Origin of the sequence: Streptomyces sp. SCL15-4, from assembly GCF_033366695.1 — a bacterium.
Lineage (GTDB): Bacteria > Actinomycetota > Actinomycetes > Streptomycetales > Streptomycetaceae > Streptomyces.
In genome coordinates this window covers 7,206,270-7,231,372 of record NZ_JAOBTQ010000001.1, presented here as the reverse complement: position 1 = coordinate 7,231,372, position 25,103 = coordinate 7,206,270, and the positions used below count along the sequence as shown (strand labels likewise).

Annotated in this window: 21 protein-coding genes and 3 pseudogenes; 8 read left to right on the top strand and 16 right to left on the bottom strand. The window is 72.8% G+C overall.

The window, feature by feature from the left end:
• Positions 1–75: 75 nt before the first annotated feature.
• The 6 genes from SCK26_RS32590 to SCK26_RS32565 all read right to left on the bottom strand — a co-directional run bounded on the left by SCK26_RS32590 (position 76) and on the right by SCK26_RS32565 (position 6,399).
• Positions 76–1,266 (bottom strand): glutamate--cysteine ligase, encoded by a 1,191-nt coding sequence (locus tag SCK26_RS32590; RefSeq protein ID WP_318204933.1) that lies wholly within the window; start codon positions 1,264–1,266, stop codon positions 76–78.
• A 265-nt stretch (positions 1,267–1,531) separates the two neighbouring features.
• Positions 1,532–1,840 carry a hypothetical protein gene (locus SCK26_RS32585; protein WP_318204932.1) on the bottom strand — a complete coding sequence of 103 codons (309 nt, stop codon included), beginning with the start codon at positions 1,838–1,840 and terminating at the stop codon, positions 1,532–1,534.
• Positions 1,841–2,419: 579 nt separating this feature from the next.
• Entirely contained in the window at positions 2,420–3,196 is a 777-nt protein-coding gene (locus SCK26_RS32580) for an IclR family transcriptional regulator (RefSeq protein ID WP_318204931.1), read from the bottom strand.
• Between the two features lie 413 nt (positions 3,197–3,609).
• Positions 3,610–4,638: a PDR/VanB family oxidoreductase gene (locus SCK26_RS32575; RefSeq protein WP_318204930.1), complete on the bottom strand. Its 1,029-nt coding sequence runs from the start codon at positions 4,636–4,638 to the stop codon at positions 3,610–3,612.
• Positions 4,635–5,705: an aromatic ring-hydroxylating dioxygenase subunit alpha gene (locus tag SCK26_RS32570; RefSeq protein WP_318204929.1), complete on the bottom strand. Its 1,071-nt coding sequence runs from the start codon at positions 5,703–5,705 to the stop codon at positions 4,635–4,637. The genes SCK26_RS32575 and SCK26_RS32570 overlap by 4 nt, the downstream gene beginning before the upstream one ends.
• A gap of 241 nt (positions 5,706–5,946) precedes the next feature.
• Positions 5,947–6,399, bottom strand: coding sequence for a MarR family winged helix-turn-helix transcriptional regulator (locus SCK26_RS32565; protein ID WP_318204928.1), 453 nt, complete (start codon positions 6,397–6,399; stop codon positions 5,947–5,949).
• A 67-nt stretch (positions 6,400–6,466) separates the two neighbouring features.
• Between SCK26_RS32565 and SCK26_RS32560 the strand changes: the two genes are divergently transcribed.
• Entirely contained in the window at positions 6,467–7,405 is a 939-nt protein-coding gene (locus SCK26_RS32560) for an alpha/beta hydrolase (RefSeq protein ID WP_318204927.1), read from the top strand.
• A gap of 35 nt (positions 7,406–7,440) precedes the next feature.
• Here the strand turns inward: SCK26_RS32560 and SCK26_RS32555 are convergent.
• A pseudogene (locus SCK26_RS32555) lies at positions 7,441–7,743 on the bottom strand (TetR/AcrR family transcriptional regulator); the annotation flags it as partial.
• 4 nt (positions 7,744–7,747) lie between these two features.
• Here SCK26_RS32555 and SCK26_RS32550 point away from each other — a divergent pair.
• Positions 7,748–7,852: pseudogene (locus SCK26_RS32550) on the top strand (IS481 family transposase); the annotation flags it as partial.
• A gap of 126 nt (positions 7,853–7,978) precedes the next feature.
• Here the strand turns inward: SCK26_RS32550 and SCK26_RS32545 are convergent.
• A pseudogene (locus SCK26_RS32545) lies at positions 7,979–8,563 on the bottom strand (DUF664 domain-containing protein); the annotation flags it as partial.
• A gap of 205 nt (positions 8,564–8,768) precedes the next feature.
• On the opposite strand from SCK26_RS32545, the gene SCK26_RS32540 reads away from it, so the two are divergent.
• Positions 8,769–10,508, top strand: coding sequence for a cellulase family glycosylhydrolase (locus SCK26_RS32540; RefSeq protein WP_318204926.1), 1,740 nt, complete (start codon positions 8,769–8,771; stop codon positions 10,506–10,508).
• Between the two features lie 290 nt (positions 10,509–10,798).
• Here the strand turns inward: SCK26_RS32540 and SCK26_RS32535 are convergent, their stop codons facing one another.
• Positions 10,799–11,230 carry an ASCH domain-containing protein gene (locus SCK26_RS32535; protein ID WP_318204925.1) on the bottom strand — a complete coding sequence of 144 codons (432 nt, stop codon included), beginning with the start codon at positions 11,228–11,230 and terminating at the stop codon, positions 10,799–10,801.
• Positions 11,231–11,351: 121 nt separating this feature from the next.
• Here SCK26_RS32535 and SCK26_RS32530 point away from each other — a divergent pair, with 121 nt between their 5' ends.
• Together SCK26_RS32530 and SCK26_RS32525 are read left to right on the top strand one after the other, a co-directional pair.
• Positions 11,352–11,864 carry a hypothetical protein gene (locus SCK26_RS32530; RefSeq protein WP_318204924.1) on the top strand — a complete coding sequence of 171 codons (513 nt, stop codon included), beginning with the start codon at positions 11,352–11,354 and terminating at the stop codon, positions 11,862–11,864.
• Positions 11,865–12,241: 377 nt separating this feature from the next.
• Positions 12,242–13,618 carry an MFS transporter gene (locus SCK26_RS32525; protein WP_318204923.1) on the top strand — a complete coding sequence of 459 codons (1,377 nt, stop codon included), beginning with the start codon at positions 12,242–12,244 and terminating at the stop codon, positions 13,616–13,618.
• Between the two features lie 54 nt (positions 13,619–13,672).
• Here SCK26_RS32525 and SCK26_RS32520 read toward each other — a convergent pair whose 3' ends face one another.
• The 4 genes from SCK26_RS32520 to lnt form a co-directional block, all read right to left on the bottom strand.
• Positions 13,673–15,592 (bottom strand): helix-turn-helix domain-containing protein, encoded by a 1,920-nt coding sequence (locus SCK26_RS32520; RefSeq protein WP_318204922.1) that lies wholly within the window; start codon positions 15,590–15,592, stop codon positions 13,673–13,675.
• Between the two features lie 74 nt (positions 15,593–15,666).
• Entirely contained in the window at positions 15,667–16,575 is a 909-nt protein-coding gene (locus SCK26_RS32515) for a 3-hydroxybutyrate dehydrogenase (RefSeq protein WP_318204921.1), read from the bottom strand.
• Positions 16,576–16,629: 54 nt separating this feature from the next.
• The gene (locus SCK26_RS32510; RefSeq protein WP_318204920.1) at positions 16,630–17,109 is read right to left on the bottom strand and encodes an NUDIX hydrolase; all 480 of its coding nucleotides are present in this window, start codon (positions 17,107–17,109) and stop codon (positions 16,630–16,632) included.
• Positions 17,110–17,318: 209 nt separating this feature from the next.
• Complete coding sequence (lnt, locus tag SCK26_RS32505) at positions 17,319–18,929, bottom strand: apolipoprotein N-acyltransferase (protein WP_318204919.1); 1,611 nt, start codon at positions 18,927–18,929, stop codon at positions 17,319–17,321.
• Between the two features lie 440 nt (positions 18,930–19,369).
• Between lnt and SCK26_RS32500 the strand changes: the two genes are divergently transcribed.
• The gene (locus SCK26_RS32500; protein ID WP_318204918.1) at positions 19,370–20,320 is read left to right on the top strand and encodes an O-antigen polymerase; all 951 of its coding nucleotides are present in this window, start codon (positions 19,370–19,372) and stop codon (positions 20,318–20,320) included.
• Between the two features lie 68 nt (positions 20,321–20,388).
• Here the strand turns inward: SCK26_RS32500 and SCK26_RS32495 are convergent, their stop codons facing one another.
• Both SCK26_RS32495 and SCK26_RS32490 read right to left on the bottom strand, forming a co-directional pair.
• Positions 20,389–20,931 (bottom strand): hypothetical protein, encoded by a 543-nt coding sequence (locus tag SCK26_RS32495; protein WP_318204917.1) that lies wholly within the window; start codon positions 20,929–20,931, stop codon positions 20,389–20,391.
• Between the two features lie 92 nt (positions 20,932–21,023).
• Complete coding sequence (locus SCK26_RS32490; protein ID WP_318204916.1) at positions 21,024–21,809, bottom strand: glutamate racemase; 786 nt, start codon at positions 21,807–21,809, stop codon at positions 21,024–21,026.
• Between the two features lie 40 nt (positions 21,810–21,849).
• Here SCK26_RS32490 and SCK26_RS32485 point away from each other — a divergent pair, with 40 nt between their 5' ends.
• Positions 21,850–23,043 (top strand): glycosyltransferase, encoded by a 1,194-nt coding sequence (locus SCK26_RS32485; RefSeq protein ID WP_318204915.1) that lies wholly within the window; start codon positions 21,850–21,852, stop codon positions 23,041–23,043.
• Between the two features lie 23 nt (positions 23,044–23,066).
• On the opposite strand, the gene SCK26_RS32480 is transcribed toward SCK26_RS32485, so the two are convergent.
• Entirely contained in the window at positions 23,067–24,332 is a 1,266-nt protein-coding gene (locus tag SCK26_RS32480; RefSeq protein ID WP_318206141.1) for a TerD family protein, read from the bottom strand.
• A gap of 310 nt (positions 24,333–24,642) precedes the next feature.
• Here SCK26_RS32480 and SCK26_RS32475 point away from each other — a divergent pair, with 310 nt between their 5' ends.
• Entirely contained in the window at positions 24,643–25,083 is a 441-nt protein-coding gene (locus SCK26_RS32475) for a DUF6643 family protein (RefSeq protein WP_318204914.1), read from the top strand.
• Positions 25,084–25,103: the final 20 nt, after the last annotated feature.

Below are 25,103 nucleotides of genomic sequence, written 5' to 3'. Positions count from 1 at the left end.
GTATGTGGCCGGGACTGATCGACACGGTGGTGCTTCTCCTTCGCGATGAGGGTGTGTACGGGATGTGGCGCGCGCTCAGCGGCCGGCGGTCCTGGCCCGGGCGGCCTTGGCGGGGCGGGCGACGGGCCGCCCCGGGGAGGTGAGGTGCCGGGCGGGAGCGGCGGGCCGTCGGCGCGGATGGTCGTCGCCGCGGGTCTCCGCGATCGCCAGATCGGTGCAGGCGAGCAGGTCGTCCTCTTCGGCGGTGCGGCGCATGCGGTGGGCGGCGCTGCCGGCCGCGAGGGCCCGCTTTGCGAGGTCCCGGACCGTGGGCCAGTCCCCGGCGGCCTCGAGCGCCGGGCGCACCCGCTCCAGCAGGCGCCGTACGACCTGGGCCGCGGGTGCCTCGTGCCGGGTCCCGGGATCGATCAGGGCACCTTCCAGGCCCGAGCGCGCGGCCCGCCAGGAAGCGGCGCGCAGCCACTCGTGCCGTCCGGCGCAGGCGGGCGCGTCCGCCGCTTCCAGCCGCTCGCGGGCCTCGGTCACCAGGGCGCGGTAGAGCCCGGCGACCAGCACGACCGTTTCCGGCCGGGGACAGGCGTCGCAGATGCGCAGTTCGAGGGTCTGCTGGTGGGCGGACGGCCGGATGTCGTGGTAGATCATCCCGGCGTCGCTGATGACACCCGAGTCGATCAGGCACCGCACGGCCGCGTCGTACTCGGCGGCGTCGGCGAAGCATCCCGGCGGGCCCGCGGTGGGCCAGCGCTGCCACACCATGGTCCGCCAGCTGGCATAGCCGGTGTCGGCGCCCAGCCAGAAGGGAGAACTGGCGGACAGGGCCAGCAGGACGTGCAGCCACGGGGACACCTCGCACATGAGGCGCACGGCCAGGTCGCGGTCGGGCACGTCGACGTGGACGTGGGTTCCGCAGATCAGCTGCTCGTCGGCGATCATGCGGTATTCGTCGACCATGTGGCGATAGCGGCGCCCGGCGGTCGGGCGGGTGTCCTGCGTGCGGGCGAGCGGCACGGTGCCGGCGGCCACCACGGCCAGCCCGTGTTCGCTCGCCGTGGCATCGAGCCTGCGTCTGGTATTGATCACGTCGTCGTACAGACCCGCCAGGGACTCGTGCACACCGCTGTTCGACTCGACGGTCGCCTGCTGCAGTTCCGTCGTGAAGGTGCCTGCGGGAAGCTTCTCCAGCATGGTGTTGGCTCGCGGCGCGAGCCGGCCCGTCTCCACCTCGACGATGTGGAACTCTTCTTCCACTCCGATGCGAACGGTCACGGTACTCCTCAGGTGACGGGGGAACGCCGACTGCCTCACCCGGACGGGCTGTGCACCTCCGACTTCCCACCAGGCGCGTTGCTAAGCAGGGATGCTCCTCGGAGAGCGCGACCTCACACATGAGCGTGCCGGTGTGGCCGTTGGCGGCAGGCGGGCGGGCGTTCCTGCCCGGACGAGCGCCTGCCCGTCGGCGAGTACCCCGGCTTCGTCGCGCTATCTGTCCGGCGTCGTCCGGCGAGAGTCCTCGCGGCCGCCGGCGCGGCGCTCACGGCCGGGGACGGACGCGGTGCCACCGTGGCCGCGCGTCACCGCCGCGGCGCCCGGCCACGGAGGCGCAGCGGTGGCACACCCGCTGCACCCGGTCGGCCGCGCCGCCGGATTCCGGGAAGGTCTCGGACCAGCCGACGTGCGGGAAGCGCGCGAGTCGCGAGCGGCTGAGAGACAGCCCGCACACGCTCTCGTTCCGGCCCGGCTCCCAGGCGTGCACCTCGCCGGCGGGCAGCCTGCGGCGGCCGTCCTCCTCGTCGATCCACTGTCCGGAGGCGGCAACGGCGTACCGCTTACCGCGTTTCACGCGCTGGACCACGCTGTGAGACGGCTGCTCCCGGTCACCTCGGCACCATCCTCCGTCCGGCGGTACACCACGGCTTTGCGCGGGACGCACGGTCAGGCCATGCGGCCCGCACCGGGCGAGTGCCATGGAAGCCGCCGCCTCACACGCGCGAGTCGGCCGTCGGACCGGAAGGAGACCGGTCGATCCGCATGACCTGCCCGCTTGCCGGCGCCCGGCGACATCGAGCGCGGGTGTGCCCGGGTCACGACGCAGCGCCGGACATGGCGCCGGGCAAGTCGCGCCCGGTGGCCGCGCCGGACGAAGTACAAGTGGCCGACCGCGGGCCGGTCCCCGCCCGCCCGCGGTGTGGCGTCGCCAGGCGGCGGCTCATGACCGTGCGCTGAACGCCCTGCGTTCGATGGTGGTCCTGTGGTCCGGTCGCCGGGGGCCGCGCCGGCCGTCGGAGCACACCGGTCAGGCGGCGCGGACCCGTCCGCCGGGCCCGTCCCGCCGCGCCGTGCCGTGCCGGCAAGGTGAGTCGCCGTAGCCGCCCGGTCGGCCTGGCCCGTCTCCGGCCGTCAGATGATCCGACCGTGTCCGTCAGGCGACCGAGGACCTGAGCCGTGCCCCGAGGGAGCGTGAAATCCCGCGCGCCGCGACCCGCACCAGCGGGACGAGGGCATGCGGGTTCACGGCGTCGGCGTGGGCGACGACGGAGACGGCCGCGACGGCGGTGTTGTCCGGCCCGCACACGGGCGCGGCGACCGACATGGCGTCCATCGTCACCTGCCGGTCGCTGATGGCGACCCCGGTGCGGCGCACTTCGGCGAGAGCGCGGCGGACCTCGTCCGGCGTGCACAGGGTCTTTTCCGTGTGCCGGACGAACGGCCGGGAGAGCACCCGTTCCTGGACCTCCCGGGGTGCGTGGGCGAGCAGGACGAGACCGACGCCGGTGGGCGCGAGGTCGAATCGCCCGCCGACGCGGGTGAGGACCCGGACCGCGTCCCGGCCGGCGAGACGCTCCACGTAGACGACGGACAGCTCCTCGCGGACGGCGAGCTGCACGTTCTCGCGGGTGAGGTGCCCGAGGTCGGAGAGGTACGGCAGGGCAGCCTCGCGCAGGCCGAGGCCCCGCGGGGCGAGCGAGGCGATTTCCCACAGCCGCAGTCCGATGCGGTAGCCGCCGTCCGCCTCGCGTTCGAGCGCGCCCCAGCCGACCAGCTCCTTCACCAGCCGGTGGGTGGTGGTGAGGGGCAGGCCGGTGTGGCGGGAGATCTCGGCGAGCCGCAGGGCGGGCCGGTCCGGAGCGAAGGCTTCCAGCACCTGCAGAGCCCTGGCCGTCACCGAACAGCTGTCGGCCGGGGCTCGGCGCTGCATGCGGACCTCCTTGTTCGGGTGCGCGCCGCTCCACAGCGGACTCGGGCACGACACCGAAAAGCTAGGCAGAGCCATGACGGCCGTCAATGCTGCGGCGAGTATTCGGGCCACGGGACGCCGGTCGGTCGGCGAGCGGTCCGCCAGGCAGCGGAAAGCCCCGGCAACCACGAACGTGGCGGTCCCCGGGGCGCGGGCGGGTTGCGCAGGCCCTCGCGAGCCGGCTCCCGGCCTTCCCTCGGCCGCCTCGGTCCGGAGGCAGCCGGCCGTGACCGGCGTGTCCGGGCCGCGTCAGCGCGGTGCGGCGCCGCGCAGGGCCTTCGGTGCGGGTCGGCCCGGCGGCATGCCCCGGCCGTCACACCGGCCCGTCACACGATCGCCGGAGGTCCGGGACGAATCCCGGGCGGCGCCGGACGTCAGAGATCCAGGACGAGCCTCGGGCACGCCGCACGGGAGACGCAGATCATCATCGTGTCGTGCGCCTCCTGCTCGGCCGGGGTGAGGAGGGAGTCACGGTGGTCGACCGTGCCTTCGAGCACGGCCGTCTCGCAGGTGCCGCACGTTCCCTCCCGGCAGGAGGAGAGGACCTGCACACCGGCCTCCTCGACCGCCTCGAGCACGGACTTTTCCGGCGGGACGGTCACCGTGATGCCGGCCCGCGCCAGCTCCGCCTCGAACGCCCCGTCCCGCACGGGCACCTGAAGCTCCTTCGGCGTGAACCGCTCGACATGGAGAGTGCCGGCCGGCCAGTCGGCGCACCGCTCCTCGACGGCCTTGAGCAGCGGTTCGGGTCCGCAGCAGTAGACGAGCGTTCCGGGACGCGGTGCCCTCAGGAGCGCGTCCAGGTCGAGGAGCCCGTACACGTCCTCGGGCCGGACGCGCACCCGCTCCCCGTACCGCGTGACGAGTGCGTCGCGGAAGGCCATCGACCCGAGCGTCCGCCCGCCGTAGACCAACTCCCATGCGCGGCCCTGCCGTTCGGCCCGCTCCAGCATCGGGACGATCGGCGTGATGCCGATGCCGCCGGCGATGAAGAGGTACTTCTCGGCGTCCTCGAGGGGAAAGTGGTTGCGCGGGCCGCGCGCCCGGACCGGTGCGCCCTCGGACAGCTTGCCGTGCACGTGCAGGGAACCGCCGCGGCCTTCCGTCTCCCGCAGGACGGCGACGCGCCATACGTGCACGTCCTTCGGCGAGGAACACAGCGAGTACTGCCGTACGAGATCCGGAGCGAGCACCAGGTCGATGTGCGCGCCGGGCGTCCAGGCGGGCAGCGGGGCGCCGTCGGCCCGTCGCAGGTCGAGCGAGACCACACCGTCGGCCTCGTCCGCGCGGCGGGTCACGACGAGGTCGAGTTCGGGCTCGGGTGCGGTGGACGGGGCGGGGGCGGGCCCGTGTTCCGGGTGCCCGCCCGGGCGGGCGGGCGGCGTCGTGGGCCGCGGACTCATCGGACGGCCGCCGCGGACTCGGTCGCGCCGGCCTCGGCGAGCCGCTTGAGGATGCGGCGGGCGGCCAGGCCACCGGTGTCGATGCTGACACTGAGTTCCTGCGTCCCGGCCGGCTCGGAGGCGACGACCCGCTCCAGCTTGTTCAGGGCGACGACGTCCTGGAGGACGACGGTGCGGTTGTTCTCGTACAGGAAGTCGGAGACCCCCTGGTCGTCCAGGGCGAAGTCGCGGGCCACGGCCCAGAAGTCGTGGGTGGTGGACTCGGTTTCGGGGGTGATGGCGTAGACGACCTCGACGTGGAAGGCGGCCGGGTCGCCGCCGTCCGCGCCCGGGCCGGGTGCGCCGACGGGAGCGATGCGCGAGTGCAGCAGGTACAGGCAGGGAGCGTGGTACTCGATGTCCTGCCAGCGCGTGATACGGCCGCTGATGCCGGTGGACCTGGCGTAGAACGGCGGGCAGTCCGCGTCGTCCATGTGGCGGCTGACGCGCACGACGCCCGCCTTCTCGTCGACCTCGGTGGTGATGGGGGTCTCGGCGACCTCGGGGGTGCCGATGTAGCCGCCGTGCAGGTACGTCTCGTGGGACAGGTCGAGCAGGTTGTCGACGAGGAGGCCGTGACGGGCCGCCAGCGGTTCCATGCCGCTGACGGTGGTGTAGTCGGGCGAGTCCAGCCAGGGGGCGCGGGGGACGAGTGCCTCGTCGGCCTTTTCCTTGTCGCCGATCCACACCCACACGAAGGAGTCCTGCTCCTTGACGGGGTAGGAGGCGAGCCGGGCGGTGCGCGGCACACGCTTCTGGCCGGGCACCCGCACGCACACGCCGTCGGCTCCGTAGGTGAAGCCGTGGTAGCCGCAGACGACCGTGTCGCCGTCCAGCCGGCTCGGCTTCTCGGAGAGCGGGAAACGGCGGTGTACGCAGCGGTCGGCCATGGCGGTGACCTCGCCCGCTTCCGTACGCCACAGAAGGATCGGCTCGCCGCAGACGGTCCGGGTGAACAGCTGCCGCCCGATCTCGCTGCCGTAGGCGGCCACGTACCACTGGTTGCGCGCGAATGACGTCGTCGTCATCGTCATCTCCCTGGCGTGCGGGCGAACCCGACGCATCGACGGATTGCGGAGCGGGGTCGTGGGTTTCGGGCGCCATTACCCCGAGGGCCGGAGTGGGCGCCGTGGATTTCCAGAGTGCTGCGGTCACGGGCCGGCGAACAGGGTGCCTTCCGCTGACCGGAAGGCCGGCGACGGGAAGGCGGTTCGTCGTACCCGCGGGCGGGCGGGGTGCCGCCGCCCGCCCCGGGCGGGGCGGTGTCCGTCAGCCTGTCGGTGTGCCGATCTGGCCGCGTTCGAGCACGGAGCGCAGCGTCGCGACGACGTGGACGACGGCCGCAGCGGAGGGGCCGCGGAGCGTGTCTCCGAGCAACTCGGCGAGTACGCCGCCGAAGGTCTGCTCGGCCGCGTCGACGAGCTGCGAGCCGTCGTCGGTGAGGGCCAGCAGTGACGACCGGCGGTCGGAGGGGTTCGGCTGCCGGACGAGCCATCCCTGCTTCTCCAGACGGTCGACGCTCTTGCTGGCCGCGCCGACGCCGATGGCGAACTCGGCGGCGAGGTCCGCCACGCGGGATCCGGGATGGTCACGCAGGTAGCGCAGGGCCTCGAACTGCGAGGTCACGATGGCGTGCCGCTCGCGGAGACGGTCGTTGAGGGCGTTGTAGAGACGCGTCTCGCATCGGACCAGATCGGAGAAGAAGCCGGGAAGGTCGATCACGCCATCGCCAAATTTAGATTCCACGGCATATAGTGTACTGGAATCCACCTAGGGCGGGAGCACACCCATGAGCAAGGAACAACGGGCCCGGATCGACGCGATGCTGCGACAGCAACGACCCGAGGGCCCCCGGTCGGTCGAGGCACTCCGCGCCGGGTTCAAGGCACTGATGGCCCAGATGATCGTGCCCGGCGGCATACGCACCACACCGACGACGCTCGGAAACCGACCCGCCCTACAAGTCGAGCCGGACAACGGGGCAGGCACCGGAACGATCCTGTACTTCCACGGCGGCGGCTGGGTGTACGGCTCCCCCGAGACCGCCCTATCGCTCACGGGACACCTCGTGGCCAAGACCGGCTTCAGCGCGTACTCGCCGGACTACCGGCTCGCCCCCGAGCACCCTTTTCCCGCCGCGATCGAAGACTCCCTGAGCGCCTACCGCGCCCTGCTCGACAGCGGCACCGACCCCTCGACCATCGCTTTCGCCGGCGAATCCGCCGGCGGCGGCCTCACCGTCACCACCTGCCTCGCCGCCCGGGACGCGGGCCTCCCACTGCCCGCCGCCATCGTGGCGTTCTCCCCGGGCCTCGACGCCACCCGCACGGGCGAGAGCATGACCACCAAGGAAGGCGTCGACCCGATCTTCACCCGGAAGGACGTCGAACGCACCGGGGCCCTCTACCTCGCCGGAGCCGATCCCCACCAGCCCCTGCTCAGCCCCGCCGTCCTCGCCGACCTGACCGGATTCCCGCCGATGCTGGTCCAGGCGGGCACGAACGAGATCCTCCTGGACGACTCCACGCGCCTTGCCGCGCGCGCCAGGGCGGCCGGGGTGGACGTCATCCTGGACATCACCGCCGACGTACCGCACGTGTTCCAGGCGTTCGCCGGCATGCTGGACGAGGCCGACGAGGCACTGGACCGCGCGGCCCTCTTCCTCACCCAGCGCATCGGCGCCGGGCACACGGCACGCACGTCGGCGCCGAGCAGGTCGGACGGGTGACGGATGCACAGCGAGCCGGGCGAGTGCGTGAGTCGTAGGCGGGGTGCCGACGGCAGCGGTGCAGGCGCTCCCGTCTCTGGTGCGGCGTTCTCGGAGCCCCGGTGGGCCATGAGCATGAGGATCAGGTCGTCCACGACGAAGCCGGGGTGCAGCCGGCCGGTCTCCTAGGCGCGGCGGGCCGGTTCGCCGACCGCGCACAGGGTCCTCACCGTCGGCGGCGGAGTCCTCGGCCTCGGGGCACGCCGTCATGAAAGCGTCGGCGAAGCCCCGGCTGCGCGCGGGGAGTCACAGATCCACTCGACCAGGGTCCGGAATCCGTGCCACGGGTCGGGATCGGCACCCGTACGCCGCTACGCACGCGACCGGCCCGGTGAGCCGGTCCACATCGACGTCAGGAAACTCGGACGCATCCCCGACGGCGGCCACAAGGTTCTCGGCCGGGCGGCCTCCAGCCCCGGCAAGGACCACCGCGACGGAACGGAATACGCCGGCTTCGCCACCCGCGCGGTCGTCCCTTTCACGGGGCCGCGGTCGGGTTCGGGTCAGAACCATCAAGTGTCGGCCGTCGATACGTTCTCGTGCGGCGTCGAGACGTCCGGCGTGGCATGCGGTCTCGGCGATGACGTGCAGCAGGACGTCCCGAACGGTGTGCAAGTGCGGTTCGCCGAAGAGGTGGAGGGGCCACCAGGCCAGAGGGGTGTCCGCGCCGGCAGCGGCGACGGCGGTGTTTGTGAGGTCCGCCTCCGCGCGATATCGGTCGAGCACCTCGGTATGCGATACGTCGGGGGCCACCTGCCAGGCCTCGTCGATGTCATCGAGGGCTTCGATGACGGCGGGATCGCCGGTGACGACGGCACGGAACCAGAACCGCTCGACATCGAGCGCGAGGTGCTGGACGAGCCCCAGGCAGCTCCACCCGGACGGCAGTGCCGGGGGCCTGTGGTGTCCAGAAGCCGCCGACCGCTCTGGACTTGTACAGAGGCTGAGCCATTCGGACTTTTGTCGCGCGCATGAATCACCCCCATCCCCCTCTCGTCGACCACCCTCCTCTGCCCGCTTCGCAAGCCTCAGGGTTCGACATCGGAAACAAGTCCTGCAGGGAGCTTCCGTCCGGTTGCCCGGCGCGTCTACGCTCACTGTCCATGGGAGCGCTCCCATAGACGCAGCGTCATGCGCGGTATCGAAGGTCATCCAGCCAGGCAGAGGCGCATTGCCCACTGTGGCACCCGCTCTGCGGCCGGTCTCTCGCCGGACGGTCCCATAGGGAGTGATCGGTCATATACGTGCGTTGAGGGAGAGTGCGATGAGCATGCGAAGAGCCCTTCGGGCTTTCGGCGTTGTCGGAGTGCTTATGGCGGGTTCGGTGGCCGTATGCGCCGGCCCGGCCTCGGCGGTCGCCTCGCCGGCGGCCGGTCGGTCCGCCGCAGACGGCAGGGCATCGGCACTCGCCGCGGCGCCGGCCCTGCACGTGTCGGGCAACCGCCTGGTCACCGGGTCCAATTCCACGTTCCGCCCGCTGGGCGTCAACCGGTCCGGCGGGGAGTTCGGCTGTGTCCAGGGCAAGGAGATATTCGACGGGCCGACGGACCAGGCGGCCGTCGACGCGATGAAGGCATGGAAGATCAACACTGTCCGGATCCCGCTGAACGAGGAGTGCTGGCTGGGCACCGGGAACTTACCTCCGACAGCGCCCAGCGCGGCGGCGTACCAGCAGGCGGTCAAGACCTACGCGGACCTCCTGGTGGCCAACGGCATCAACGTGATCCTCGACCTGCACTGGACTTGGGGCGAGTACGCCGGACCCGGCGGAGGCTGCCCGGACGTCGCGGCCACCTGTCAGAAGCCGATGCCGGACGCGCGCTACGCCCCCACGTTCTGGTCCGAGGTGGCCACGATGTTCAAGGGGAACGGAGCGGTCGTCTTCGACCTGTTCAACGAGCCGTACCCGGACGCGGCCAACAACTGGTCCGACGCCACGGCCGCATGGACCTGTCTGCGTGACGGCGGCACCTGCGCCGGGATCACCTACCCGGTCGCGGGCATGCAGACCCTCGTCAACGCGGTACGCGCCACCGGTGCCACCAACGTGATCATGGCCGGCGGTCTGGAGTGGACGAACAACCTGAGCCGGTGGCTGGAATTCAAACCGGCCGACCCCACCGGCAATCTGATGGCCTCATGGCACTCCTACAACTTCAACGGCTGCGTGACCACCGCGTGCTGGGACGGCAGCATCGGAGCGGTCGCCGCCCAGGTGCCGGTCCAGGCCGGCGAGATCGGTCAGAACACCTGCGCCCATGACTACATCGACCAGGTGATGGCCTGGGCGGACGCCAACAAGGTCGGGTACACGGCCTGGACCTGGAACCCTTGGGGTTGCAGCGGTGGCAATGTGCTCATCGAGGACTGGAACGGCACACCGACCAGCACCTACGGTGAGGGGTTCAAGGCGCACCTGCTCAGCCAGGCCCCCGGTGATCCCGGCGGTGACACCGCTGCGCCCACCGCTCCGGGGACTCCCACCGCCTCCGAGGTGACGGCCACCTCCGCGACCTTGAGCTGGGCGGCCTCCACGGACAACGTGGGTGTCACCGGCTACGACGTCGTCCTTGTCACCGGCGGCACCGAGACGCGGGTGGCCGACTCGGCGTCCAACCGGGCCACGGTCACAGGGCTGTCCGGCAACACGGCCTACACCTTCGCCGTCTACGCCAAGGACGCGGCCGGCAACCGCTCCACCCGCTCGGCCACCGTTACCGTTACCACCACCGGCACCCCGGCGGGCACCTGCTCCGTCGGCTACCGCTTGGTGGGGGACTGGGGAAGCGGCTTCCAGAGCGAGATCACCATCCGCAACACCGGCGCCGCCGCCGTCAGCAACTGGAAGCTCGACTTCACCTTCGCCAACGGCCAGACCATCAACAACATGTGGGGCGGAACCCCCGCCCAGACAGGCGGCTCCGTGAGCGTGATCCCCGCCTCCTACACCGACACCATCACCGCCGGCGGTTCCGTCACTCTCGGTTTCATCGCCAACAGGGGCGCCACGAACACTGCCCCGACCGCCTTCACCCTCAGCGGCAGGACCTGCACCACAGCCTGACCGCAGCCGCTGCCCCGCAACCGACAACAGTTGCGCCCCCGCGGTTGCCCCACCGCAACCCCCAAGAAAACCCGGGCCCGGCGGTATCGGACGGAGAGCACCCGCCGGGCCGGCGGCCCTGTAAAGTGCCGAAAATCGCAGCACGGCCGGGACGGGCACCACCGTGCGCTGGACCGGCCGCGGGATTCCGCCGAGTTCGGTCCTGCGCCGCGTCACCCGCGGCGACCCCGGGCAGCCCACCTGGGCCTGTCCGATCGATCCTCCCGGACCCCCGTCGAGTCGGACGCGGGTCACGGACCATCCGAGTCGTAGGGCTCGACCACTCGGAGGCGTTCCGCAACGACAAGAGTGTCGTCATCGATGACCGGGGTGCGTCCCAGGTACTCGCTCACGCCATCGCTCCGGAAGAACTCTTCGTGGGCCGCCCGCCACTCGGCCACGTCACAGTAGCCGCGCCCCTCGGCTCGCGCGAAGTCGTCGTCGATCTCCTTCATGGGTACGACGCGCACGTCGACGAGCTCGATCGTGACGGCCGGACGGCCTTCGGAATCCAGCACCGAGAATCGCTGACCGGACATCGGTACCGCCTCTCCCGCGTGCTCGTAGATCTCCAGGAGACCCGTGAGCGCGGTCTTCTGACCGCTCAGGATCGCCGCCACACCACGGTCACGTTCCGGACCCGGGAAGGCGAGTTCAAGGGCCGGAAGGTCGTCAGGTCCCACCGAGCGAGGGTACGAAGCCCGGCCGCGTTGATCAACCCGCAACCCGGTGAACGCCACTGCCGTCCCTGCCGTGAACGGCTCGACGAAGCCGCGTCAGTGCGGATGGCGATAGGGTCCGGGCATGTCAGACGCGATAGCGACCGCGATCACTGCGGCGGCTGGCCTCGGTGGAGCGCTTCTCGGCTCGGTACTCCCGCAACGCCTCAACGCCCGCGAACGCGCCGCCGAGGCCGAAATCGCCGACCGGAGAAGGTCCTTCGAGGAGCGGCGAGAGGCATACACGGCCATGAACCGTGCCTCTGAGCAATTTCACACGCTCCTCAAGGACGCCCTGCACCGCATCCGTGACGGCGTCTATGCCGAGGAGGACCGCACCCGTCTTGAGGATTCCCGCAGGGAGTACCGCGACCGCTACGCGGCAGCCCAAATGATCGTCCCCTTGCGGATCATGGAGTCCTCGCGAGAACTCAACAAGGTGCTCGCCGAGATCGACGCGGCGGCCAAGCGCATCGACCGCGGCCTCGCGCGTGACGGCGAGAGTGCAGAGCACCTACTCGTCGAGGTAAAGCAGGCGGAGCCCCGGCTGGTAGCGATGCGGACACTGATGAGGGAAGACCTGGGGATCCGGGACTAGAGATCGTCTTGGACTCGCGGGTCTTGTCGTAGCGGGTGGCCGGGCCGCGCCATTGCTCGAGGCGGTTGAAGCAGCGTTCGACGACGTCGCGGATCTCGGTCATGACCTGCTCGAACCGAGTGCAGTCGTTGGTGTTGCCGCCCGTGAGAACGAATCCGAGCGAGCGGCCGCGCCGCCGCGAGCGGGGTGGATTTCGGAGCTGTGCTGGTCTCGCCCGCTTCCGAGCCCTCGAACCGCCCCTCCCCGCCCCGGCATGGTGGCCGCACGCATACCCGCTCCCCGAACTATGGTGCCCCACCACATGTGCCCCTGACCTGCGTCTTCCTACCGTGTGCCGACAGGTACCCGTCCCCACCGCACACGAGGAAGTGGCGCACATGGCATCCGGAACCACCGCTCCCCCACCCCCCGCCAGCCTCCCGAGGATCGTCGCCGCCAGCCTCATCGGGACCACCATCGAGTGGTACGACTTCTTCCTGTACGGCTCCGCCGCCGCGCTGGTGTTCAACAAGTTGTTCTTTCCGGGCTCCGATCCTCTCGTCGGGACGCTGCTGTCGTTTCTGACGTATGCCGTCGGATTCGCCGCCCGGCCGCTGGGAGCGCTGGTGTTCGGGCACTACGGTGACCGGCTGGGGCGGAAGAAGCTGCTGGTGCTCAGCCTGGTGCTGATGGGCGGTGCGACGTTCGCGATCGGGCTGCTGCCCACGCACGCCACCGTCGGCAGCGCCGCGCCGGTGCTGCTCACCGCGCTGCGGCTGGTGCAGGGGTTCGCGCTCGGCGGCGAGTGGGGCGGAGCCGTCCTGCTGGTGTCGGAGCACGGCGACGCGCGGCGGCGCGGCTTCTGGGCCTCGTGGCCGCAGACCGGCGCGCCGGCCGGGCAGTTGCTCGCGACCGGTGTGCTGTCGCTGCTCACCGCCGTACTGTCCGACGACGCCTTCGGCAGCTGGGGCTGGCGGATCCCGTTCCTGCTCTCCGGGGTGCTCGTGCTCGTCGGTCTGTGGATCCGGCTCTCCGTCGACGAATCCCCGGTCTTCAAGGAGGCCCTGGAGCGGGCCGAGGCGCGGCGGGCCCAGGCGGACGAGCAGCCGCCGCTGGTCTCCGTGCTGCGCCACCACTGGCGGGACGTACTGGTGGCGATGGGCGCGCGGATGGCGGAGAACATCAGCTACTACGTCATCACCGCGTTCATCCTCGTCTACGCCACCACCTCGGCCGGCGTCTCCAAGCAGACCGCGCTCAACGCCGTGCTCATCGGCTCCGCCGTGCACTTCGCCGTCATCCCGGCCTGGGGCGCGCTGTCCGACCGGGTCGGGCGGCGGCCGGTGTACCTGCTGGGCGCGGCCGGTGTCGGGCTGTGGATGTTCCCGTTCTTCGCGCTCGTGGACACCGGCTCGTTCGGATACCTGATCCTGGCCGTGACCGTCGGGCTGGTGCTGCACGGCGCCATGTACGCACCGCAGGCCGCGTTCTTCGCCGAGATGTTCGCGACCCGCATGCGGTACTCGGGTGCGTCCATCGGCGCCCAGTTCGCCTCCGTGGCGGCCGGCGCGCCCGCCCCGCTCATCGCCACCGCGCTGCTCTCCGACTACGACAGCTCCACCCCGATCGCGCTGTACGTGATCGCCGCCGCGGTGCTGACCCTGGTCGCCGTAGGGCTCGCGCGCGAGACGCGGCACCGGGATCTGGGCCGGATCGCGGACGAGGACGGCGAGCCCTCCGGCGCGCGTCCGGCCGCCCGGGCCCGGACGCGCTGACCCGCGACACACGGTCCACGCGCACGCCGGCCGGCCTCTCCGTACGGGGGCCGGTCAGTGGCGTGCCGCCGTCGCCAACCGGTGCAGTCTCAGAGCCAGTTGGATCTCCAGGGCGCGGGCCGGTGTCTGCCAGTCCGCGCCCAGCAGGCGGCCCACCCGCTCCAGCCGCTGGGCCACCGTGTTCACGTGGACGTGCAGCGCGTCCTTGGTGCGCGCCGGGCTCGTCCCGCCCTCGAAGTAGGCATCGAGGGTGCGCACCAGTTCCGTGCCGCGCCGTTCGTCGTACGACACCACCGGGCCGATGGTCCGCTCGACGAAGCCGGCGATGTCCCGTTCGCCCGCGAGGAGCAGGCCGAGGAAGCCGAAGTCCTCGGCCGCCGCGCCGTCCCCGGCCCGGCCCAGCAGGCGCAGCGCGTCCAGGCAGCGGCGGCCCTCGGCGTAGGCGGCGGTGACGGTCTCCGGGTGCCGGGCGAGGTCGGTGACGGGTGCGGAGGCGCCGACGGTGACCGGCTGGTGGACGGCCGTGCCCAGGTGGCGGGCGGTGCGGCGGGCCATCTCGGTGGCGGTGTCCCCGGCGTCGAGCGGCAGCAGCAGGACGGTGCCGCCGTCGCGGGCCGCGGCCAGGCCCTGCCGGGTGGCGGCGAGGTGGGAGGCGGCGGACCACAGGCGGCGGCGGGCCGCGGCCTCCTCGTCGGCGTCGGCCGCCGGGCCGTCGAGGCGGGCGGCGAGGACGACATGGGTGGCGTCCAGGTCGGCCCGGAGACGGCCGGCGCGTTCGCGCAGCAGCCGCGGGTCCCGGTCGCGCGCGTCGAGCAGGTCGTCCAGCAGCTCGCCGCGCACCCGCTGTTCGGCCTCGGCGGCGGAGCGGCGGGCGAGCAGCAGCAGGGAGGTGACCATCGCCGCCCGCTCCAGGGTGCGCTGGTCGACCGGGTCCAGGCCGGGGTGGCCGCGCAGCACCAGGGCGCCGAGGAGTTCGCCGCCCGCGGCCACGGCGGCGATCCAGTCCTTGCCGTGCCGTACGGCGTGTCCCTCGGCGCGGGACGCCTCCAGCGCCTCGGCCGGTGCCGCCGCGGCCTCGGTGAACGTCACGGTGCCGTCCAGGACCTGGGAGACGGCGGCGGCCACGTCGTGCACCCCGCCGCCGCGCAGGACGAGTTCGGCGAGCCGGTCGTGGACCTCCGAGGCCCGCTCGATGACGGCGCTGCGGTCCCGGATGATCTCGTTGGCGCGCTCCAGGCCGGCCAGGGCGGAGCGGGTCTCGGTGAGCAGGTTGGCGGTGTCGATGGCCGCCGCGGCGAGGGCGGCGAAGGAGCCGAGCAGGGCGATCTGCCCGCGTTCGAAGACCCGCGCCCGCCGGTCCGCCGCGAACAGGACGCCGATCACGTGCGGGCCGAGCATCAGGGGCACGCCGAGGATGGCGACCAGGCCCTCGTCGCGGACGCCGGCGTCGATGGCGTGTGTGTGCTGGAAGCGGCCGTCCTCGAAGTAGTCGTCGGTGACGTACGGCCGCGCGGTCTGGGCGACGAGTCCGCCGAGCCCTTCGCCCATGCCGAGGCGCAGTTGCTGGAAACGGGCGGAGACGGAGCCCTCCGTGACCCGCATGTAGGTGTCGCCGCGGGCCGGGTCGTTGAGGCTGAGGTAGGCGACGTCCGTGCCGAGCAGGGAGCGGGCGCGCTGCACGATCGCCTGGAGCACGGCGTCCACGTCACGCAGTCCGGCGAGGTCGTGGGCGGTCTCGAAGAGCGCCGAGAGTTCCGCCTCGCGCCGTCGCCGTCCCTCCAGCTCGGCGCGCACGCGCAGGGCGAGCAGTCTGGCCTCTTCCAGCGCGGCGATCCGGGCGGCCGGCTCGGCGGCGGCCCGGGCGCGCAGGACGGGCTGCTCGAATGCCTCTACGGAGGCGTCGCGGGCCAGCAGGTCGAGGTACGGGACCTCGGCGCTGCCGGCGGGCGCCGGCTGGAGGTGATCGCGGGACATGGTCACAGGATTCCGTATCGGCCACCGGCCCGGCAGGCCTGTGGAAAACTCCCGGAGCGGTGGTGCCGGGCCGGTCAGTGGGCCGTCCACCCGCCGTCCAGGACGAGCGAGGTACCGGTGACGAAGGACGCCTGCGGGCTGCACAGATAGGCCACGGCCTCGGCCACCTCCTCGGGTTCGATGAGCCGCCGCAGCGCGCTGTCCTTCAGCAGCACCTCGGACACCACGCGTTCCTCGGGGATGCCGTGGGCCCGCGCCTGGTCGGCGATCTGCTTCTCGACCAGCGGGGTGCGCACATAGGCCGGGTTCACACAGTTCGAGGTCACTCCGTGGGCGGCGCCCTCCAGCGCGGCCGTCTTGGACAGTCCTTCGAGACCATGTTTGGCGGCCACATAGGCAGCCTTGTAGGCCGAGGCGCGCAGCCCATGGACGGAGGACACGTTCACGATCCGTCCCCAGCCTTGCGCGTACATGTGCGGGAGGGCGCCGCGGATCAGGCGGAAGGGTGCCTCCAGCATCACGGTCAGCACCGTGTGGAACACCTCGGGCGGGAACTCCTCGATGGGCCGTACCAGTTGCAGTCCCGCGTTGTTGACCAGGACGTCCGTGCCGGCGGCGGCGCGTTCGGCGGCGTCCAGGTCGGTGAGGTCCACGACCCGCGGTACGACGGCGCCCGCCAGGTCGCCGGTCCGCTCCGCCTCCCGGACCAGCTCGTCCAGGCCTTCCGCGTCCCGGTCGACGGCGCGCACCTCGGCCCCGGCGGCGGCCAGCCGCAGCGCGCAGGCGCGGCCGATGCCGCCGGCGGCCCCGGTGACGAGCGCGGTCCGGCCGCCGAGGTCGAGGGCGAGGGGCTGGGGCCGGGGGCCGGGTCCGGACACCGGGGCGGACCCCGGCACGGACGCGGATCCGGCTCCGAGAGCGGAGCCGGGCGTGCGGGCGGAACCAGGCGGGAAGGCGGCGGGCAGAGGGGTCGGCGAGGTCATGGGCCGACCCTAAGTGGAAGCCCACCCTCACCACATATGGTCACCACCCATACTTCAGCCGACAGTCATAGGGTCGAACCATGTGGGTGCATCGGACATGGCCTGCTTGATCCGGAAGAGGCCGAACTCGTTCAGCTCGGGCAGCGCGTCCACCGCGAACCAGCCGACCTCCAGCGACTCGTCGTCGTTGACCCGGGCCTCGCCGCCCACCGCCCGGCAGCGCAGGGTGATGTCCATGTACTGGCAGATGTCGCCGTTGGGATAGGTGACCGGCGGCAGCGCCTGGACCAGGACCACCCGCTCGGCCACGCAGCGCACCGCCGTCTCCTCGAAGACCTCGCGTACCGCGCAGGCCGCGGGCTGCTCGCCCGGCTCGGGAATGCCGCCGATCACCGACCACTTGCGCGTGTCCGTCCGCCGGCCGAGCAGCACCCGGCCGTCGTCGTCGAAGACGATCGCGCTGATTCCGGGCAGCCAGATCAGCTGCTGCCCGGCGGAGGCCCTGAGCGTGCGGAGGAAATCGGGGATAGCCATGGATCCGACCCTAGCCGCCGGCACCGGGCACACCGGCCGGTTCCCGGGTCGTACGACGGTCGTACCGCGCCGCCTGCCCGCGCGAAGGCACCCCGCCGCCGCACGGGCGGGCGCACACCGCTCGCACACCGACCGCACCGGCGCTCGCACGCCGGCCTGCCGGGCGCTCGCAGCCGGCCGCACGACCGGGCGCGCGGCTAGGCGCGCGGCTACGCGTCGCCGATGCGCCGGGCGCGCAGGCCGGAGCCGATCGCCCAGCCGATCCCGCCCGCGGCGACCAGCACCAGCGCCAGTTCCGGGAGGATGCCCAGCTCGGTGGCGGGTGTCGTGGAGGTGCGCAGCGGCACCTTCTGCACCAGGTAGGCGGGCACGAACATGCCGGTCTTGCGGGTGATCCGGCCGTCCGGCAGGATCACCGCGCTGACCCCGCTGGTCACCGGCACGGTCACGGTGCGGCTGTGCTCGACGGCGCGGACGCGGGACATGGCGAGCTGCTGGTAGGTCATCTCGCTGCGGTCGAAGGTGGCGTTGTTGCTCGGCACCGAGATCATCTCCGCGCCGTGCGTCACCGTGTCGCGCACGGCCCAGTCGAAGGCGGCCTCGTAGCAGGTGGCCAGGCCCACTTTCCTGCCGGCGAGGTCGAACACGCCCGGCTCGGTGCCCGGGGTGAAGTCCTGGCGGGCCATCTCGGTCCAGCTCTTGTTGATCGCGCCGACGAGCGAGCGCAGCGGGAGGAACTCGCCGAAGGGCTGGATCTGCCGCTTGTCGTAGGTCTGCGTCGGACCCTTGGCCGGGTCCCAGAGGATCTGCTCGTTGAACAGCTTGCCGTCCCGCTCCACCACACCGCCGACGGAGACGGGCACGCCGATGTCCTTGGCCGCCTGCTCGATGACGGCGGCGGCGTCCGGGTACTCGAAGGGGTCGATGTCGGAGGAGTTCTCCGGCCACAGCACATAGTCCGGGCGGGCGGCCTTGCCCGCCCGGACGTCGGCGGCGAGCTTGTGCGTCTCGCGCGCGTGGTAGTCCAGCACGGCCCGCCGCTGGGCGTTGAACTCCAGGCCGGCCCGCGGCACGTTGCCCTGGACGAGCGCCACGGTCGCGGTGCCGTTCTCCGCCCGGTCGCTCACCAGCGCGCGGGCCGCGACGGCGCCCGCCACCGGTACGGCGACGCTCAGCAGCGCGGCGGTCGCGGCGGCGCGCCGTACGGTCCGGGTGCGGCGCCGCTCGGCGATCAGCCGCCCGGCCTCGTACAGGCCGAAGCCGCACAGGACGACCGCGAAGCCGAGGACGGGTGTGCCGCCCACCGCGGCGAGCGGCAGGAAGACACCGTCCGCCTGACCGAACGCGATCTTGCCCCAGGGAAAGCCGCCGAAGGGCACGCGCGCGCGGGCCGCCTCGCCCGCCGTCCACAGTGCGGCCGCCCACACCGGCCAGGCCGGCAGCCTGGAGACGGCGGCGACGCCGACACCGACCAGGGCGACGAAGACCGCTTCGGCGGCGACCAGGGCCAGCCAGGGCAGGGGCCCGACCTCCACGCTCGTCCACACCAGCAACGGCAGCAGGAAGCCGAGTCCGAACAGATAGCCGAGACCGAGCGCGGCCTTCCAGCTCCGGCCGCGCAGCAGCCAGCCGAAACCGGCGAACGCGGGCAGGGCGAGCCACCACAGGGTCCGCGGCGGGAAGCTGACGTAGAGCAGCACTCCGCAGAGCACGGCGGCGACGGCCGGGACCAGGCGCAGCAATCGGCCACGGCGCCCGGAGGGCGCGGGGCGCGGACGGAGCTGGTCCGGCTGGTCCACGGAGGTTGCGGTGACGGTCACCCGGGTGAGTGTACGGCGGCCGGCGGGACCGCCGACAGCGGCGGCCCGCGCCCGCGGCCGGCCGCTCACCAGCGACAACCGTCGGTGAGCCGGCGCCCGGACCGTGCACCGGACCGCATCGCCGCCCCGACGCCCCGCCGGATAACCGCGCCGCGCGCCGTCCCGGCCGGTCGCGTGCCCGCCGGGTCCGGCCGGTGCGGGTGCCGGACCAGCGGAATCGTGCCGTTCCTTCGTATCCCGTCCCCGAACCGGTCCTGAGCCGTTACGGTGTGGCCAGCCTCGGCGGCCCGGCCGGACACCGGCCCGCGGCCGGGGCCTGCCAAGGCCGGGGGACCGGGTACGAGGGGCGACGGGTGGGGTCGACGGGGACGCAGTCCGCGACCGGTACGTGCGGTGCGGATGCCTATTGCGCGCGAAGAAACGTTTCCGACGGGGCGGGCATGATCCTGTTGGGGGCCTGCGCCGGGTGGTCGCTGATCACCGCGGCGGTCCATGGCGGACGGCCGGAGGGCATGCTGCTCGCGGTGCTCGCGCTGGCCGCGGGGTATGCCGGGGGCCGGGTGTCCGGCGCGCTGCTGCCGGTGGCCGCGCCGTGCGCCGGCGCGGCGGCGGGACTGGTCCTGGCGGTGACGCTGCCTCGGCTCTCTCCCGGTCCCTGGTACGCCGGCCCGCTCGGGTCCGCCGGCGGCACGGCCGCGCTGCTGGCGCTGGCCGCCGGGGCCGCGTGCTGTGCCGCGTGGGCGACGGGCGTACCGGCGCTGCGGATCGGGCTGGCGGCGCTGGCCTGCGCCATCGTGCCGGCCGGGCTGCTGCTGGGATCGGCGGCCGGCTGCGTGGCCGGCGGGGCCGTCCTGCTGTGCTCGCTGGCCGCGGGCTCGGCGCACGGCCGGGGCAGGTGGCTGGCGGGGCTCGCGGGGGCGGCGGTCCTGGTGACAGCCGTGATCTGGGCGGTCGCGGCGGGCGCGCTGCCGGGCGGGCTCGCCGGGGCGTTCGGCGGCTGGTTCCCCGCGCACCGGGTGCCGCAGTGGCAGGACGCGCTGCGGCTGGCGGGCCACCACCGCGGCCTCGGCGTCGGGCCCGGCCGGTTCGGCGAACTGGGCGGCCTCGGCGCACCGGCGGCGCCGGCCGACGGCAGACCGCACTCGGCCCCGCTGCAACAGGCGGCCGAACAGGGCTTGGTCGGCGTGTTGCTGCTGGCCGCGGTGTTCTGCTGGGTCCTGTACGCGCTGTGGCGCACCGCGCGGCCCACGCCGGTCGCGCTCACCGCGGGCGCCGCCCTGACGGCGCTGGCCGCGCTCGCCTCGGTGAGCAACGCGCTGAGCTTCACGCCGGTGACGGCGGGCGCCGGCCTCCTGGCGGGCTGGGCGACGGCCCGGCCGTGGTCACCGTGAGACGCGCAGGAGGCCCGCCGGCGCACCAGGCCATCGCTCCCGCCCGGCACGCAAGCGCGCGTGCCGGCTCAGCCCGCCGTTCCCGGCCGGATCGTGCGGAGGCGGTCCCTGATGAGCCGGACCGCGGACTCCGCGTTGTCCACGGTGATGGTGAACGTGTGGCCGTCCCACAGGCGCAGCACGATGCCCTCGCCGCGGCGTACGACGACGGCGGTGCCCTTCTCGGGACGCCACCGGTAACCCCAGCCGCCCCACTGCCGCGGGGTGACGAGGGCGGTGAAGTCGGCGCCGGCCACGTGGGAGAGCGGGATGCGGCGGCGCGGCAGCCCGATGTGGCCGCAGCGCACCTCGAGGCACTCACGGTCGAGCTTGAGGTCGACGTGTACGAAGGCGAGGGTGCCGAAGAGCACCAGCAGGCCGGCCGCGATGCAGCCGACGACGGACATCACCAGCGGGGCGATGCCGGACGTCCAGGCCGAGTCGACGGCCAGCTCGATGCCGAGCGCCATGCAGGCGGCGCCGACGAGCGCGAGCAGCCACTGGACCCGGTTGGTGGCGCGTCCCTTCCAGACCGGGGGGAGCTTTCCGTCGGGGTCGGGATGGTCCCTCATGCGTATGAGGTTACCCGGGTTTCGCCGCCCGGGGAGGGCGTGGCGCACGGTGACCGGCCCGGGCGGCGCGCGGCGGACGGCCGCCGCGCCGGTCAGCGCACCGGGCTGACGGAGCGCAGGAAGCGGCCTTCGTCGTAGGACAGCGCGGTGTCCGGGAGCGTCGCCTCGCGGCCGCTCAGCAGCACGGTGAGGGTGGTGTCGGCGACGGCGTGCGGGGCCGGTTCCACTCCGATGCGGCGCAGGGCCTGGGCGGCCACCGCCCCGGCGGTGCCGTGCAGCACGAGCGGCGGGCGGTCGGGCCGCTGGACGGCCGCGCGGATCCGCTCCGCGACCAGCTCGTAGTTGGTGCAGCCCAGGACGAGCGTGGTCACGTCGTCCGGCGTGCGGGAGGCGGCCGAGGCGATGGCGGCGTCGATCGCCTGGTCGTCGGCGTGGTGCACGGCGTCCGCGAGGCCGGGACAGGCCACCTCGGTGACGGCCACGCCGTCGGCGAACCGCTCGATCAGGCCGCGCTGGTAGGCGCTGCCCGTGGTGGCCGGGGTCGCCCAGATCGCGACGGGTCCGCCGCTCGCGGCGGCCGGCTTGATCGCCGGTACGGTGCCGATGATCGGCAGCCGCGGCTCGAAGCGGGCCCGCATCGCCGGCAGGGAGTGCACGGAGGCGGTGTTGCACGCGACGATCAGGACATCGGGATCGTGCGCGGCGGCGGCCCCGGCGACGGCGATGGCCCGCTCGGTGATGTCTTCGGGAGTGCGCGGTCCCCAGGGCATGCCGTCCGGGTCCCAGGACAGCACCAGATCCGCGTCGGGGCGCAGCCGGCGTACCGCGGCGGCGGCGGGGAGCAGGCCGATTCCGGAGTCCATGAGCGCGATCTTCACCCGGCCACGATAGACGATGCCCTCTCACGGGCCCGTGCCGGTGGGGCAGACTGCCGCCGTGGACGCGTACTTGTGGATCACCGTCGTATCACTGGCCGCCTGGGCCTGGCTGCTGCTCGGCCAGGGCTTCTTCTGGCGCACGGACGTCCGGCTGCCACCTCGCCGGGAGCCGGAGGTGTGGCCGTCGGTCTGTGTGGTCGTACCGGCCCGGGACGAGGCCGCCGTGCTGCCGGAGAGCCTGCCGTCGCTGCTGGCGCAGGACTATCCGGGGCGGGCCGAGGTCTTCCTGGTGGACGACGGCAGTACGGACGGCACCGGGGAGCTGGCCCGCGAGCTGTCCCGGCGGCACGGCGGGCTGCCGCTGACGGTGGGCTCGCCCGGTGAGCCGCCGGCGGGCTGGACGGGCAAGCTGTGGGCGGTGCGGTACGGCATCGGGCTGGCACGCGCGCGTGACCCGGAGTACCTGCTGCTGACGGACGCGGACATCGCGCACGCGCCGGACAGCCTGCGGGAGCTGGTGGCGGCGGCGGGGGCGGGCGGCTTCGACGTCGTGTCGCAGATGGCGCGGCTGCGGGTGGCGAGCCTGTGGGAGCGGCTGGTGGTGCCGGCCTTCGTGTACTTCTTCGCGCAGCTGTATCCCTTCCGGTGGATCGGCCGGAAGGGCTCGCGTACGGCCGCGGCGGCGGGCGGGTGCGTCCTGCTGCGCGCGGACATGGCGCAGCAGGCGCGCATCCCGGACGCCATCCGGCACGCCGTGATCGACGACGTGGCGCTGGCCCGCGCGGTGAAGGGCGCGGGCGGCCGTGTCTGGCTGGGGCTGGCCGAGCGGGTGGACAGCGTGCGGCCCTATCCGCGGCTGCGCGACCTGTGGCGGATGGTCTCGCGCAGCGCCTACGCCCAGCTGCGGCACCATCCGCTGCTGCTCCTCGGTACGGTCGCCGGGCTGGCGCTGGTGTATCTGGTGCCGCCGGCCGCCGTGGTCGTGGGCGCGGCCGGCGGCGACCCGGCGGTCGCGCTCGTCGGTGCGGCGGCGTGGGCGGTGATGGCGGGGACGTACCTGCCGATGCTGCGCTACTACGGGCAGCCGCTGTGGCTCGCGCCGCTGCTGCCGTTCACCGCGTCGCTGTACCTGCTGATGACGGTCGATTCGGCCGTGCAGCACTACCGCGGGCGCGGGGCCGCCTGGAAGGGCCGTACCTACGCGCGCCCGGACGCGGTTGCCGAGGAGGGCTGAACCGGGCCGGAGGCGCGCGCGGGTCACTTGCGGCCGGGCGTCCAGTTCATGCCCCAGCCGTAGGCGCGGTCTATGGCCCGCTGCGGGCTCGATCCGCGCTCCGGCACCAGGTACCGCGCCTCGCGCCGGACGATGAGGTCGCCGCCGGTGTTGGTGATCAGGGCCAGCGCGCACACCGGGGAGGCGACGGTGCACTCGTCGAGCGAGAACTCGATGGGGGCGCCGTGCTGCGGCTGGAGGGTGACGGTGGCGTGCAGGTCGGCGAAGGAGCGGGCACCTTCGTAGACGGTGACGAAGACGAGGATGCGCCGGAAGTCGTGTGTGTGGTCGAGGTTGATGGTGAGGTTCTCGCCGCGGGAGACGGCTCCGGTGCGGTCGTCGCCGTCGAGATGGATGTACGGCGGCCGGTGCAGTTCGCCGAAGGCGTTGCCGAGGGCCTGGACGACTCCCTTGCGGCCGTCGGCGAGTTCGTACAGCGCGCAGAGGTCGAGGTCGACGCCGCCCTGGCCGCCCAGCCGGCTGAGCCAGCCCGTGGGCTGCTTGTTCATCTGCCAGTTGAGGTTGACCCGCATGGCGCCGGAGGTGCCGCCCTGCTTGGCGAGCGAGACGGAGGGGGCCGCCTTGGTGAGCGTCACCTTGGACAGCCGGACCGGCTGGGCGGCGGGCGGCGGTGGTTGGACCGCGGCGGGAGGCGACGGCGGGGTGACGGGGGCCGTGACGGGAGGGGGTGGCGGGGTGACGGGGGCCGCGGCGGGGGGTGCGGGGCGCTGGGGTTCGTCCACGGTGATGCCGAAGTCCCCGGCCAGTCCTTCGAGTCCGCTGTCGTAGCCCTGGCCGACGGCGCGGAACTTCCAGCCGCCCTGGCGGCGGTAGAACTCGCCGAGCACGAAGGCCGTCTCCACCGTCGCGCCGGGGCTGTCGAAGCGGGCGACCACCCGGCCCGAGGCGGCGTCGGTCACCTCGATGTAGAGGTCCGGGACCTGCCCGAACGTGCCGCCGTCGGCGGAGGCGGCGAGGACGATCCGCTCGATGCCGTCCTCCACGCGCCCGAGGTCGGCCAGCAGGGTGTCGGCGACCCGTCCGCCGGTCGTCCGCTTGCCCTCGTGGCGCACCGCGCCGGAGGGGTGGGCGGGCTGGTTGTAGAAGACGAAGTCCGCGTCGGAGCGGACCTTTCCGGAGGTGAGCAGCAGCGCCGAGGCATCGGCGTCCGGCACCCCGGGGCCGGAGCGCCAGCCCAGTTCGACGCGTAGCGCCGCGGTCGGCACCTGCGTGTTCGACCCTTTCGGCATTGACATGTCCGCCCCCATCTCGTGTCGGCTCGGCGCGTTTCGCCCGTCGGTCCGGATCTTTTCGGCCCGTGCGATCCCTACCGCACAACCTATTCCGGGCCGCGGCGCGCGCCCCGGAACGGCACAGGAAGATCGCCGGTCAACCGCCGGTAACACCGAAGGAACTCGGCCTTTACACGATCCAAACGTCGATTGGTGTCCCTTTTTGCCATGTTCGCTCGTATTGGGGATGGCAGACTCCCGACGACACGGAAAACAACCCTCTTATCGGTCTCCCCAACCAGCACATCGTGGGCTTAACTTATGTGCCATGACCTCCCCCCGCTCCACTTATGGTGGCGGCTACTACTCCGCCTCCTTCAAGGAGACCCCGATCTACGACTCGCTCGTCGCCGAGCGTGGCACTCCGCAGATCGCCCCGATCAGGGTCCCCGCCGCCTACGACACGGGCAACAGCCTGCCCGCACTGCCCTCGGCCCTGCCCGCCCTCCCGGCGGCCCCGTCCGCGCAGCCCCCGGTCTACGGCTATCCGCAGACGCAGCAGCCCGCACCGCTGCAGCAGGCGCCCACGGCGTACATCCCGCAGCAGGCGAGCGCCCCGCGCGGCTATCCAGGCCCGCAGGCCCCGCAGCAGCAGCGGCCGATGGCGCAGGGCGGCAACGGGTACGAGGCCATGCGCCCGGCCGCGCCGCGCCCCGCGCAGGCGCCCTACCAGGATCCGTACAACAACCAGCAGTACCGCGGCTACTGACGGCACACCCGGCTGTCGGT

What these genes read in the sequence shown, in the direction of transcription:
- SCK26_RS32480 (WP_318206141.1), bottom strand. Translation starts at nt 24,332, where the DNA reads ATGCCGAAAGGGTCGAACACGCAGGTGCCGACCGCGGCGCTACGCGTC.
- SCK26_RS32520 (WP_318204922.1), bottom strand. Translation starts at nt 15,592, where the DNA reads ATGTCCCGCGATCACCTCCAGCCGGCGCCCGCCGGCAGCGCCGAGGTC.
- SCK26_RS32580 (WP_318204931.1), bottom strand. Translation starts at nt 3,196, where the DNA reads ATGCAGCGCCGAGCCCCGGCCGACAGCTGTTCGGTGACGGCCAGGGCT.
- SCK26_RS32495 (WP_318204917.1), bottom strand. Translation starts at nt 20,931, where the DNA reads ATGAGGGACCATCCCGACCCCGACGGAAAGCTCCCCCCGGTCTGGAAG.
- SCK26_RS32530 (WP_318204924.1), top strand. Translation starts at nt 11,352, where the DNA reads ATGTCAGACGCGATAGCGACCGCGATCACTGCGGCGGCTGGCCTCGGT.
- SCK26_RS32510 (WP_318204920.1), bottom strand. Translation starts at nt 17,109, where the DNA reads ATGGCTATCCCCGATTTCCTCCGCACGCTCAGGGCCTCCGCCGGGCAG.
- SCK26_RS32515 (WP_318204921.1), bottom strand. Translation starts at nt 16,575, where the DNA reads ATGACCTCGCCGACCCCTCTGCCCGCCGCCTTCCCGCCTGGTTCCGCC.
- SCK26_RS32525 (WP_318204923.1), top strand. Translation starts at nt 12,242, where the DNA reads ATGGCATCCGGAACCACCGCTCCCCCACCCCCCGCCAGCCTCCCGAGG.
- SCK26_RS32575 (WP_318204930.1), bottom strand. Translation starts at nt 4,638, where the DNA reads ATGAGTCCGCGGCCCACGACGCCGCCCGCCCGCCCGGGCGGGCACCCG.
- SCK26_RS32475 (WP_318204914.1), top strand. Translation starts at nt 24,643, where the DNA reads ATGACCTCCCCCCGCTCCACTTATGGTGGCGGCTACTACTCCGCCTCC.
- SCK26_RS32500 (WP_318204918.1), top strand. Translation starts at nt 19,370, where the DNA reads ATGATCCTGTTGGGGGCCTGCGCCGGGTGGTCGCTGATCACCGCGGCG.
- SCK26_RS32560 (WP_318204927.1), top strand. Translation starts at nt 6,467, where the DNA reads ATGAGCAAGGAACAACGGGCCCGGATCGACGCGATGCTGCGACAGCAA.
- SCK26_RS32570 (WP_318204929.1), bottom strand. Translation starts at nt 5,705, where the DNA reads ATGACGACGACGTCATTCGCGCGCAACCAGTGGTACGTGGCCGCCTAC.